This window comes from Sphaerospermopsis sp. LEGE 00249, from assembly GCF_014299995.1.
GTDB lineage: Bacteria > Cyanobacteriota > Cyanobacteriia > Cyanobacteriales > Nostocaceae > Sphaerospermopsis > Sphaerospermopsis kisseleviana.
Genome location: NZ_JACJUZ010000106.1, coordinates 1 through 12,143 on the forward strand (window position 1 = coordinate 1; position 12,143 = coordinate 12,143).

11 protein-coding genes are annotated in these 12,143 nt (G+C 40.8%); 4 read left to right on the plus strand and 7 right to left on the minus strand.

What is annotated here, in order from left to right; all coding sequences use genetic code 11:
* Positions 1-85 precede the first annotated feature (85 nt).
* Together H5968_RS23175 and H5968_RS23180 are read right to left on the minus strand one after the other, a co-directional pair.
* A complete protein-coding gene (locus tag H5968_RS23175; RefSeq protein ID WP_187041818.1) occupies positions 86-1,825 on the minus strand; it encodes an NFACT family protein in 1,740 nt (579 codons plus the stop codon).
* Between the two features lie 387 nt (positions 1,826-2,212).
* The gene (locus H5968_RS23180; RefSeq protein WP_096565916.1) at positions 2,213-2,485 is read right to left on the minus strand and encodes a hypothetical protein; all 273 of its coding nucleotides are present in this window, start codon (positions 2,483-2,485) and stop codon (positions 2,213-2,215) included.
* 171 nt (positions 2,486-2,656) lie between these two features.
* On the opposite strand from H5968_RS23180, the gene H5968_RS23185 reads away from it, so the two are divergent.
* The gene (locus H5968_RS23185; RefSeq protein ID WP_187041819.1) at positions 2,657-2,932 is read left to right on the plus strand and encodes a type II toxin-antitoxin system Phd/YefM family antitoxin; all 276 of its coding nucleotides are present in this window, start codon (positions 2,657-2,659) and stop codon (positions 2,930-2,932) included.
* An 850-nt stretch (positions 2,933-3,782) separates the two neighbouring features.
* Here H5968_RS23185 and H5968_RS23190 read toward each other — a convergent pair.
* The 3 genes from H5968_RS23190 to murC all read right to left on the minus strand — a co-directional run bounded on the left by H5968_RS23190 (position 3,783) and on the right by murC (position 6,885).
* Positions 3,783-4,133, minus strand: a complete 351-nt coding sequence (locus H5968_RS23190) for a YbaB/EbfC family nucleoid-associated protein (protein WP_096569112.1) — start codon at positions 4,131-4,133, stop codon at positions 3,783-3,785.
* 159 nt (positions 4,134-4,292) lie between these two features.
* Positions 4,293-5,291, minus strand: a complete 999-nt coding sequence (gene murB, locus H5968_RS23195; RefSeq protein ID WP_187041820.1) for a UDP-N-acetylmuramate dehydrogenase — start codon at positions 5,289-5,291, stop codon at positions 4,293-4,295.
* Between the two features lie 133 nt (positions 5,292-5,424).
* On the minus strand, positions 5,425-6,885 hold the full coding sequence (gene murC, locus H5968_RS23200; protein ID WP_187041821.1) for a UDP-N-acetylmuramate--L-alanine ligase: 1,461 nt from the start codon (positions 6,883-6,885) through the stop codon (positions 5,425-5,427).
* 585 nt (positions 6,886-7,470) lie between these two features.
* Between murC and nadD the strand changes: the two genes are divergently transcribed.
* Together nadD and H5968_RS23210 are read left to right on the plus strand one after the other, a co-directional pair.
* Positions 7,471-8,097 (plus strand): nicotinate (nicotinamide) nucleotide adenylyltransferase, encoded by a 627-nt coding sequence (nadD, locus tag H5968_RS23205; protein WP_187041822.1) that lies wholly within the window; start codon positions 7,471-7,473, stop codon positions 8,095-8,097.
* Between the two features lie 358 nt (positions 8,098-8,455).
* Entirely contained in the window at positions 8,456-9,469 is a 1,014-nt protein-coding gene (locus H5968_RS23210; protein ID WP_187041823.1) for a type I glyceraldehyde-3-phosphate dehydrogenase, read from the plus strand.
* Between the two features lie 93 nt (positions 9,470-9,562).
* Here H5968_RS23210 and thiL read toward each other — a convergent pair whose 3' ends face one another.
* Positions 9,563-10,603, minus strand: a complete 1,041-nt coding sequence (gene thiL / locus H5968_RS23215; protein WP_187041824.1) for a thiamine-phosphate kinase — start codon at positions 10,601-10,603, stop codon at positions 9,563-9,565.
* Positions 10,604-10,753: 150 nt separating this feature from the next.
* Here thiL and H5968_RS23220 point away from each other — a divergent pair, with 150 nt between their 5' ends.
* Complete coding sequence (locus H5968_RS23220) at positions 10,754-11,923, plus strand: homocysteine biosynthesis protein (RefSeq protein WP_187041825.1); 1,170 nt, start codon at positions 10,754-10,756, stop codon at positions 11,921-11,923.
* Here H5968_RS23220 and H5968_RS23225 read toward each other — a convergent pair.
* Positions 11,920-12,143: hypothetical protein (locus H5968_RS23225; RefSeq protein WP_187041826.1), on the minus strand; the 224-nt coding region annotated here is incomplete at its 5' end. The genes H5968_RS23220 and H5968_RS23225 overlap by 4 nt on opposite strands.

The following is a 12,143-nucleotide window of genomic DNA, read 5'->3' on the forward strand; positions in this document are numbered from 1 at the left end:
TTCACTAGTCAGCAGCCTTCATTCCCCAGTCTTCAGTCCCCAGTCACCAGTCACCAGTCACCAGTCCCCAGTCACCAGTCCCCAGTCACCAGTCACCAGTCCCCAATTGTGGTTTTCCCCAAATTATGGTTTCTTGTTTATAAACCACAAGTCCAGGTTTTGCACCTTTGGGTTTATACACTCGGTTGGGTTGGGTGTAAACTACTGGTACTTGTTCACTTTCACGGCCACGACTAAAGTAAGCTGCTAGGTTGGCGGTATATTCTAAGTCTGCTTCGTCTGGAACTGCACCAGGTTCTAAACGTAGTAAAACATGACTTCCGGGTATTTCTTGGGCGTGAAACCATAAATCATAATCTCCCGCAACCCGAAATGTGAGATAATCATTTTGGTTGTTGTTACGACCGATCAAGACTTCAAAACCGCTAGGGGTGCGATAACGACGAAAGTTTGTACTTGCGGTTTCAGTGTTGCTGCGACGACGATATTCTAAGTCTTCTAAATATTTTTGTTCTATGAGTTCATCGCGTATTTCTTCTAAAGCTTGTAAGTCTTCTGTATTTTGGTAGTTCTCTATTTGGGAAATAGCAGCTTCCACTTGTTCTAAATAGTCTATTTCTGCTTGTACTTCTAATAATAGTGGTTCGACTGCTGCACGGGCGCGTTTAAGTTTTTGATGTTGTTTGTATAGCTTTTGGGCATTTTGGACAGCGTTTTTGTCTGGTTGGAGGGCGATCGCCACTGGTTTTCCTGTCTCAAAATCATCTAAAATAATTTCTGTCATTCCTGGTTGCCAGTTTTGCAGATGTGCCATTAACAGATCTGCTTGTTGTTTGTATTCATCTGCTTGATCTGACTGTTGTAACCGGTCTTTAAAGGTTTGGGCTTTAATCTTTAACTTACCCAAAATATTACTTAATTTCTGGGTTAACTGATGACGTAGCTGAGAAAATGATTGTTGATTTAATTGATCTGTATAATATTGGTTGAGTAATTCTTGGATATTTTTGGCTGGTGTTATTCCTCCCCAACCTAAAACAGTGTAACCCTTAGCAGTTACCGCAGGTTGAAATTTACCACTTTCTAAAGTTTCTAAAGTTTGTAACCATTCTTGCCATTTGGTAAATAACCTCTCCCAGTCATCGGCAGTTAAAATATCAGTATTGGTTTCTGGTGATATATTGGCAGCGAATAACATAGAATCTAATAAAGCTGCACTTAAACCGCTATAACTTTTCAGGAGTTGCTTTTTAATAGATCCGGGAACTAAACTAACTCGTTCTTGCCACCGTGTTTGTGATTCGTTTAAATTGGGTATAGTTCCTGTTAGTTTGGGTGGTGTTTCGTAAGGTTCACCAGTTTGAATAGGACGAACTCTAGACTGTTGTTGACTAACTTGATGGGCAGCGGTGATAATCTCGTTATTTGCATCTGTGAGAATAGCATTACTATATTTACCCATTACTTCGACGTACAGGTGATAAAGTGCTGCTTCTCCTGGACGACGGGCAAATTTAAAGTCTACCACTCGTTCCCAAGGGGCGATAAAATCTATAGCTATTAAAGCTAAACCACCTAACTGATGGATGAGTTGTTGACTGAAAGTGAAAGTGTCTGGTGTGCGTGGTGGTGGTTCAGCAATACAAATTCTTGTGGCTTGGGGATGCCATGATATATCTAGCCACTCGCGCTTTTTCATGGTGCGGAGGGCGATGGCTATGGTATGGCGATCGCGTTGATATACCTGTTCTGTGCGTGCAGGTAGCCAGTTAGCGCGGAGTTCGCTGCAAGTTGCGGTGAGGGTGGTAAAGTCTACGGGTTGCAAAATAATTAATAACTATGATTTTTAGGTTTAAGCTATTCTGAATTATAGGACTTAGGCACAGATCACGGAATAACGAACCACGAAGGACGCGAAGGACACGAAGGAAAGAGGGTTTAAGAGAGATTTTGGGTTATTACTGAGTTATTTTAAGTTTTAATTGTCGAAAATGTGATTTTTTGGCAAAGCTGCGCCTAACGGCTTAAAAGCATTCTTCTTTCTCTGTGTTCTCTGCGCCTCTGCGGTTCGTTTATGGATTTTTTAGTGCGATCGCCACTAACAAGATAATTAACAATATATAGCAGGAGTCAGGAGGCAGGAGTCAGAAAGAGAAAATTAACTTTTGCCTTCTCACTGTCACCTGTCACCTGTCACCTGTCACCTGTCACCTTACTGCCAGGGTGAAGGAATAGGAGTAGTTGACAGGACTTTATCAGCCATTAATCTTAAACCTGTTTTACCACAACTAGGACAGGTAATTTCTAGAAATTGGGATGAGGTGACATCTACTTCACTCAAAATACCTTGTTTACAGTGCCAGCATTCAAATATAACTCTGCTCACGGGTTGATTACAGTCTAATATCTTGATGTGTTGGGATGGGGTGGGTTGACTGTCTATTTTTCTAGGTTTGGGGAATTTTTTGATTTCTTGAACTTCCATCGTTGTACCTGCTTTACTTTCTATCCACTTTAGCCTTTAGGTTGGGAGATCACAAAGCTAAACTCATCTGTTGTTGCACTTGATCGGGAAAAAGGATTTTCTTATTAACTGCATTCTTGTGATTGTATGGTAACATTAAATTAGATGCAAATTTAGTGTAGAGTTATTCTCATGATTAATTTAAGTCGAGATATTCAGTCACTTTCAACTTTTAAACGCAATACTAATGAACTCATTACGCAGATGAAAGAAACTGGAAACCCAGTAGTTTTAACAGTTAATGGTAAAGCAGAGTTAGTAGTTCAAGATGCTGCTGCTTATCAAAAATTACTTGATACTTTGGAGAAGTTAGAAACTCTAATTGGTATCAAAAAAGGATTGGAAGATATAGAAACAGGGAATACACAATCTTTAGATCAGTTTATTGAAGAGCAAGTCCTAAGTTGACAATTTCATAGACAAAACTATACTTGTATTGACAAAAATCAATATATTTTTAGGAAAAAATCAACTACTTGATATATAATACGGTGATATCAAGTATTGAATTGAGACTATTGCCGACGCGAAAACCAAGCAATGATGGTGGTAGTCTTTTTCAGAAACTTAATTGGAACACAATCGCGTCTGGCTAAGGCGTGAAAGTCTACTGAGGGATAACTGCTCCCATGCTCCCGTTGAAGTAGAAAGTAAAGTCTAGTTTTGTCTAGGTTTTATATAGCAGATGCAGAAAAAACATGGAATTTCAGGTTAAATTAACTGGTAATGCCAAGTTGGAAGTAGAAACTGCATGAATTTCTGTTTAGTAGTTCAATGGAAATTAACGTCTATATTTTTACTTTACTAATTGCGTATTTATATTTAACTTTCTCTGCTGCTTATGATACTTGTGTGCGTACTACAAATTGAAGTGCGTAATGTCGGTTATAAATAATTTTGTTTATGCTGTCAGTTATCAGTTATCAGTTGCTAACGACTAATAACTAATAACTAATAGACATTTCCGGGAATTACAGCTATTTTCAGGTAAATAAACCACATTTTGATTTAGGTTTCGCGTCAACAATGTAGGGGCGTTCGCGAAGCGTGCTGGAAGCATCAGCATTCGGACAATTAATTATCGGTTTTTACCTAAGACTATCATCCGAATGCTTCGCCCTGACTCTGGTCTAAAGACATGAAAACTGCTGTAATGTAGAGACGTTCTATATAACATCTCTACAAGGGTTTTAGAAAACGCACATTTAATTTTCGGACAAGTCTAATGACTAATAACTAACGACTAATGACTAATTGACTATAATCCAGGCAGTTCTAGTCCACTAGTCAAATCTTCCATACGTTCCCGCATAGTCGCAGTAGACTTGTTGTAGGCATCTTTCATAGCTGCTGTTACGAGGTCGGAAAGTAGCTCTGAACCTTGTGCTATTGCGTCTGGGGAAATTTCTACTCTTCTGGGTTCTTGGTTGCCACTAACAATTACTTTAACCAGTCCACCACCAGATTCTCCTTGAATTTCCATTTGCTCTAATTCTTCTTGGAGACGCTTTGCACCTTCTTGAACCTGCTGTGCTTTTTTAAAAGCGTCCGCAAGTTCTTTCATTTTTCCTAGGCCAAAACCAAATCCCTGTCCTTTTCCTGCTGTCATAACAAATTTTCCACTTGTGCTTTGAATAACAAATCAAATTCAATTATAGTTGGGTTGGGTAATTGGTAATGGGTAATGGGTAATTAGTAATTGGTAATTGGGAAAAATAAAATTGATTACCCAGTCACCAGTCACCCATCACCAGTCACCAGTCCCCTATCAACAAACTGCTTGAAACTCGCCAATCATTTTAACCTCTGGCTCTAACCAAATTGACCAACGTTCTTGTACTTCACGTTGAATATGATTAATGAGACAGAAAATATCGCTGGCTTTAGCTCCACCACGATTAACGATAAAATTAGCATGAAGTTGTGCAACTTGCGCTCCACCGATTTGATAGCCTTTTAAACCAGCTTGTTCAATTAACCATCCAGCAGTGTAAGGCTTAGGATTGCGGAAAACACTGCCACAACTGGGAAAATTATAAGGTTGGGTAGAAAGGCGATGTTGTTTATGTTGTTTGGTTGTAGCTATAACTTTTGCTGGATCTGCACCGGGTTGGAGTTGCAAGGTTGCTTGAGTAACTATCCGTTTTCCCCCTTGCAATAATGAAGTCCGATATTTGTAACCTAATTCCGCTGGGGTGAGAGTTTCTAATGTACCATCAGGAGAGAGCAATTCCGCGCTCACCAACATATCTGCAATACAGCTATTATGCGCTCCTGCATTCATCACAACTGCACCACCAACAGTTCCCGGAATACCCACAGCCCATTCTAACCCTTCCCATCCCAATTCTGCGGCTTCCCATGCCAAGCTAGGAATAGATTCGCCTGCGGCGACAGTTAATTGACCTGTTTCTAGGTCAAAATGCTTGGAACGAAAATGACGAGTAGCAATCACTAAGCCTGGTATACCTTGATCGCTGACCAACAAATTAGAACCTGCTCCCAGGATGGTTATTGGTAAATCTTGTTCTTTTGCGTACTCAATACTTGCTTGTAATGCTTCTAAGTTGCGTGGAGCAACGTACCATTGGGCTTCTCCTCCAACTCTGTAGGAAGTAAATGCTGATAAAGAAGCCTGGGTTTTAATTACACAATCAGTACCGGGTAAGTAAATTACTTCACTATCAACAGAATTAATTGTTTGCTGTTTATTTGTAGTCAAAGCAGAAATCTTACAGACGTTTCCAGCAGCCTGGGAAGTTATCATCGTTGCTTTAATTGGTAATTTTTATTACTCTTTTACCGTAAAATTCCGGCAATAAGTTTAACTAATGAAACTATTGCTAGATAGGAAATTCGCACAAGAAACAAAACCTAGAAAACCTAGAACTGTGCTTTGCTTAGGATGTGGCTTTAGCTGGTTCACGAAGTGTAGCAATTACTTCAGGAATCGCTTGATTCAGATTACCAGCACCTAAAAATAGCGCCAAATCACCAGAACGCAGGTTTGACAATAAAAACTCGCACACAGAGGATAAAGTCGGTTGATAAATAACCTGCTGATGCTGCTTCCCTATTTCTGCTGCTAATTGTTCACCATTAATCTGTCCTAAATCGGGTTCTCCGGCGCTGTAAATGTCAGTGAGAACTACTAAATCAGCATGGGTAAAAGATTCGGAAAATTCTTCTAAAAAGGTAAGTGTCCGACTATAACGATGGGGTTGGAAGATGGCAACTACCCTTTGTCCTGGTCTGGCCTGAAGACGTGCTGCGGCCAAGGTAGCACGAATTTCGCTAGGGTGATGGGCATAGTCATCTATAAAAGTAATACCAGCCGCTTCTCCCCGGAACTCAAAGCGCCGTCTTGCTCCTTCAAAGGTAGCAATACCTTTAGCAATTTCCCCAAATTCTAAACCCAGGGCGCGTCCTACGGCTACTGCGGCTAAAGCATTGCTGAGATTATGCCGACTCAAAAGTTGTAGATTTAATACACCCAAGGCTTTACCTTTTTCCCAAACCAAAGCTGTTGTACCATCAGCACGATAGTCAATGTTGGTGACGGTATAGTCAGCGCCAGTATCTGGATGTAGACTATAGCTGATGTTTGGGTTAAGGCGATCGCGCACTGTGTCACAATCAATGCTACCTACTAAAATTTGGCAACCCTCGGCAAATTTTTGGAAAGTCTCAACTACTTCGTCTAATGTTTCGTAGTGGTCAGGATGATCGAGTTCAATATTGGTAATTATCCCAATAGCAGGGGCGTGTTTTACCAGAGAACCGTCAGATTCATCTGCTTCAGCCACTAGATACTTGCTTTCCCCTAATCTAGCATTCCCTTCCCAGGCATTTACTTCTCCACCGACTAAAATGGTCGGGTCAAGACCAGCTTGCCATAGCATATAACCAATCATGCTACTGGTTGTAGTTTTGCCGTGAGTTCCTGCTACAGCAATGCTATAATAATCAGCAATTAAGGCTGCTAGGACATCGGAACGGTGTAAAATAGGACAACCTAATTCTATGGCAGCTTTATATTCCAAATTACTGGTATTAATAGCTGTTGAACAAATTACTTGAGGTAAGTTAGACTTATCAACGGGCAATTTTTCTGGTGAATTTAATACTATTCCATCAGCCGATTCTTGAGGACGAAAGAACTCCAGATTGCTGGCTTCTTGTCTACTAAAAATGTGAGCGCCCAGGGATTCTAATTTGCGTGTAATCTGATTAGGTCGCAGATCAGAACCTGATACTGGTAATTGCCGTTTTGTCAACACATAAGCTAGAGCCGACATTCCTATACCGCCAATCCCAATGAAATGAAATGGTCTACCGCTAAAATCTATCTGACTATTCATCTTTTGTTCCTCTTACACCACACCACAAAATCTTGACATAAGACACGCGTATCATAACAGGATTTTGATTTTTACAGATACTGCTCCTGTAGGATTTTCATATCTGAATAAAGGGTTAATTTTTTACTTTGTTTTTGCCTGTTCAGAAAGATATTACCCTGACGATAGAGTTTCTCTATTTCTGATATCTTTTTATGATTATTCTGAAAACTGGGGTAACATCGGGAAAAAAAATCCTGTAATGTTAAATACATATCGTTGATGGCTTTACTAAAAGTGGATACGGAATTCCTTGAGTTACAAACATAATTTGACACTAAGTAGGTAGGCGTTAAAAATGATCGTTATGACAAGGCAGGAGGGAAGAGACTTTTAAGTAACTTTACTTTTTGTTACATACGTTGGTTTTTTTGTGCTTTTCTACTTAATATCCAGCCAGCAGGTGAATTGACTACAATAGTACATTGGTAGGGAAAAGATTATTCAACTAGTTGCAGTAGGAAATTTGAGGAGGCAGGAGGTAGGAAGTAAGAGACAAAACTTTAGCAGTGTGCTTTACTTTACCTGAATATTCCCGCACATCAAATGCAGAAACTAGCAATTTTTGGAGGTACATTTGACCCAGTTCACTGGGGACACCTACTCGTAGCCAAAACGGCTTTGACGCAATTACATCTAGAACAAATAATTTGGATACCTTCAAAAAATCCTCCTCATAAACAAGCCGCACTGTTTGAACATCGAGTGGCAATGCTGGATATAGCTACTAAAAATAACCCAGCTTTTACAGTCTCACTGATTGAGAGAGAATGCTCTGGGACTTCATACTCTATTAACACCCTGATTGATTTATCTGCTTTTTACCCAAATACTCATTGGTACTGGATTATTGGTTTGGATGCTTTCCAAACTTTACCTCGTTGGTATCGTGGATATGAACTAGCACAAATGTGTGATTGGTTAATTGCCCCCCGACAGGTCGGTGGTGAGACTATAGCTCAAAGTGAGTCAATCTGCAACCAAGTAGAAAAAAAATTTAGAGAAAAATCATATACAATCAATTGGCAGTTACTGCATACACCTTTAGTAAGAGTTTCGTCAAGTATCATCCGTGAACTTTGTCGCCAAGGCTGTTCCATTGATGATTTAGTACCGAAATCAGTCGGCTTGTACATCGCCACTCACAATCTTTACACTCATAATTCTGAATAAATTCTGTATTTTTTTTGGGATAGAACACTTTATAGTTATAAATACTCCTCCCCTTTGCGATATGATTGGGGTCTGGAACAGAATCAAAACATTTACTCCAATCTACTCATTGAGTGAAAAAATCTAGACTTCAACACTCAAAGGTGTGATAATTACCCTGTTTTTAGGTAATAACCAAGCCTAAAGCATTTGCACAGTAGGGTGAGTTACACCCAATCTTAAAGCCTGTGGACTGGGTAGTGCCAACACTTCCAGAGTGAAGCAGGAAGTAGACAAAGCTCATGAGTAATTTTGAGTAGGTTTTATATAACGGTCAACGATATCAATTTATAGGCATAAATACAGAGGGCAAGACACTGTGATTAGAGTTGCAATCAACGGTTTCGGGCGCATTGGACGGAACTTCGCACGCTGCTGGATAGGTAGAGAGAATAGCCCAGTTGAACTTGTGGGTATCAATGACACTTCCGATCCTAGAACCAATGCTCACCTGCTCAGATATGACTCGATGCTGGGAAGGTTACAAAATGCGGATATTACTGCTGATGATAATTCCATTACTGTCAACGGTAAGACCATTAAATGCGTATCTGATCGCAACCCAGATAACTTGCCCTGGAAAGAATGGGAAATTGATCTGATTATTGAATCCACTGGTGTTTTTACCAGTAAGGAAGGGGCAATGCGCCACGTTAATGCTGGTGCTAAAAAGGTGCTGATTACTGCTCCTGGTAAAAATGAAGATGGTACTTTTGTGATGGGTGTGAATGATGAAGATTATGATCACAACGTACATCACATTATCAGTAACGCCAGCTGTACCACTAACTGTTTAGCTCCTATTGCCAAGGTGCTGCATGAAAAATTTGGCATCATCAAAGGCACAATGACCACTACTCACAGCTACACAGGAGATCAGCGCATCTTAGATGCTTCTCACCGTGATTTGCGTCGCGCTAGAGCGGCTGGTATTAACATTGTTCCCACTTCTACTGGTGCGGCTAAAGCGGTAGCTCTGGTACTCCCAGCTTTAAAAGGTAAGCTGAATGGTACAGCTTTGCGTGTACCCACCCCTAATGTTTCAATGGTGGATTTTGTAGTTCAGGTTGAAAAACCCACTATTACAGAAGAAGTTAACCAAGTCCTCAAAGATGCTTCTGAAACCTATCTCAAAGGCATTTTAGGTTATAGCGAACTTCCTCTAGTATCTTCTGATTATCAAGGTACAAATGAATCTTCCATTGTTGATGCCAACTTAACTTTGGTTATGGGCAATGACATGGTAAAAGTGATGGCTTGGTATGACAATGAGTGGGGTTATAGCCAACGCGTTTTAGACTTAGCTGAGTTAGTAGCCAATAAATGGGCATAATTTAGGTGACAGGTGACAGTAAGAAGGCAAAAGGCAAAAGGCAAGAGTTTATTCTTTCCAATTACCAATTACCAATTACCAATTACCAATCACCTAACTAAAATGCTGAAATCCCTGGCTAAGTGTTAAAACTTGGTCGGGGATTTTTTCGTTTTCATGTTGTAAAATTACTGTTGAGCCTGGTGTAATTTTACCGACAATGGCTGCACCTGCACCTAGTTTTTTTACTAATTCTAATGCGGTTTGTGGTGGTAAACAGAGGACTAATTCAAAATCTTCGCCACCATATAGGGCATAATTGAGCGATCGCTCTTGACTTAACCAATGATGAAAAGCTAATGGTAGAGGAATTTTACTTGCTTGTAAAATAGCGCCTACTTTACTAGCACGGCAAATTTGTAATACTGCATCGGCTAAACCATCACTGCTATCCATCCCAGCAATTTTAGATTTTAGATTTTGGATTTTGGATTGAGATTCTATAATCTCCCACAATAGGGGTATGACATCTAAACGGGGGTTGGGGCGCTGGTGTGCGGTGATTAAAGCTCTCTTTTCTTCTGATTTGAGATTTTGACCTATTTCGGGATTTAAGAGCAGTTCTAAGCCTCCACGGGACGCTCCATGAATACCTGTAACGACTATGGCATCACCTATTTGAGCGGTGGAACGACGGATAATAAAATCAGGGTTGGCTTGACCAAAGGCGGTTATGGATAAAGTGGTAATGGGCGATCGCACTATATCACCACCAACTATAGGAACGTTATATTTTTGCAAGCATTCTGTCATGCCCTGATACATTCTTTCAACCCATTCAACGCTTAAATCTCCTGGTAAACCCAGTCCAACGGTGATACCCAAGGGAAAAGCCCCCATAGCGGCTAAATCGGATAAATTAGCAGCAGCAGCACGCCAACCAGCATCCTCTGGAGCAGTGGTAACATCACTAAAATGTACACCATCAACTAACATATCTGTAGTTACTACCAAAGATTGCTTTGATTCTGTCGCCAGAACTGCCGCATCATCACCTATCACCTCTGAAGGACAGAAGCGTTGTAATCTCTCTAAAAGACCTTGTTCGCCAATATCTCGTACTCGCAAATTTTCTGCTGGTAAATTAGACATCATTTTGTATTAATTGAAGAGGCAGGAGGCAGGAGGCAGAAGGCAGAAGGCAGGAGGCAGAAGGCTGAAATTTTGAATATTTGTATTTTCCTATTCCCACTGATAACTGATAACTAATAACTAATAACTAATAACAACTAATAACTGATAAAAATGCGAACTATTGCGGAAATTAACGAAAAAATCAACCAAAAACGCGCCGTAGTTTGGACAGTTGAAGAACTGAAAAAACGAGTAGCGGAAATCGGTATCACCAAAGCTACTAAAGCAGTTGATGTTATTACCACCGGCACTTTTGAACCAATGGAGTCCAGCGGTGCAATTATTAATTTAGGACATACTGACCCACCGATCAAAATTCGCCGCTGTTGGTTAGATGGTGTACCAGCATATTCTGGATTTGGTGCAGTAGATTTATACTTGGGTGCTAGTTGTGCTGTGGAAACGACAGAGGGTGAAGAACTGAGAGAACGTGGCGGAGGCCATGTAATTGAAGATTTAATAGCAGGTAAACCTATACAAGTAAGGGCTTTAGGACAAGTTACCGACTGTTACCCCAGAGCAACTTTTGAAACTACTATCACCTGTGACACTATCAACCAATTTTATTTATTTAATCCGCGCAATCTTTATCAAAACTTTATTATTGGGGTAAATGGAGGCGATCGCCCACTGCATACCTATCTAGGACCCCTCCAACCCCGTTTAGGTAATGCAGTTTACTCCAACCCTGGGGCAATTTCTCCCTTATTCAATGATCCCGATTTACAACTTGTGGGAATTGGGACAAAAATCTTCTTAGGTGGTGGAATAGGTTATGTAGCGTGGGAAGGTACGCAGCATTTCCCCTTACAAAAGCGGTTAGCTAATCGAACACCCATTGGACCATCGGCCACTTTAGCCTTAATTGGTGATGCCAAACAAATGGATGCGCGGTGGGTGCGGGGTTGTTACTTCAAAAGTTATGGACCATCTTTGATGTTAGGTGTGGGTGTGCCACTTCCGGTTTTAAACGAAGCAGTAATTGAACGTTGTGCAGTCCAAGATCAAGACTTAGTAGCGCCAATAGTAGACTTTTCTATTCCCCGTCGTGTCCGTCCCACCTTTGGTTTAGTTAGTTATGCTCAACTAAAATCGGGAAAAATTCCCATAGAGGGTAAAGCGGTGCGAGTTGCTCCTTTAGCCAGTATGTTTCTCTCACGACAAGTAGCCTTAGAGTTGAAACAATGGATAGAAGCTGGAACATTTACCCTCACAGAACCAGTTGCTCCCATTCCTAGTGAACGAGCTTTTCTACCCCAGGACAGGTGGACAGACTTTTAATGGTGATGGGTGATGGGTGATTGGTGATGGGTGATGGGTGATGGGTGATTGGTGATTGGTGATTGGTGATTGGTGATGGGTGATTGGTGATGGGTGATGGGTGATGGGTGATTGGTGATGGGTGATGGGTGATTGGTGATTGGTGATGGGTGATTGGTGATGGGTGATAGGTGATGGGTGATGGGTGATTGGTGATGGGTGATGGGTGATTGGTGATGGG

What these genes read in the sequence shown, in the direction of transcription:
- H5968_RS23190 (WP_096569112.1), bottom strand. Translation starts at nt 4,133, where the DNA reads ATGACAGCAGGAAAAGGACAGGGATTTGGTTTTGGCCTAGGAAAAATG.
- thiL (WP_187041824.1), bottom strand. Translation starts at nt 10,603, where the DNA reads ATGATGTCTAATTTACCAGCAGAAAATTTGCGAGTACGAGATATTGGC.
- H5968_RS23220 (WP_187041825.1), top strand. Translation starts at nt 10,754, where the DNA reads ATGCGAACTATTGCGGAAATTAACGAAAAAATCAACCAAAAACGCGCC.
- H5968_RS23180 (WP_096565916.1), bottom strand. Translation starts at nt 2,485, where the DNA reads ATGGAAGTTCAAGAAATCAAAAAATTCCCCAAACCTAGAAAAATAGAC.
- H5968_RS23185 (WP_187041819.1), top strand. Translation starts at nt 2,657, where the DNA reads ATGATTAATTTAAGTCGAGATATTCAGTCACTTTCAACTTTTAAACGC.
- nadD (WP_187041822.1), top strand. Translation starts at nt 7,471, where the DNA reads ATGCAGAAACTAGCAATTTTTGGAGGTACATTTGACCCAGTTCACTGG.
- murC (WP_187041821.1), bottom strand. Translation starts at nt 6,885, where the DNA reads ATGAATAGTCAGATAGATTTTAGCGGTAGACCATTTCATTTCATTGGG.
- murB (WP_187041820.1), bottom strand. Translation starts at nt 5,291, where the DNA reads ATGATAACTTCCCAGGCTGCTGGAAACGTCTGTAAGATTTCTGCTTTG.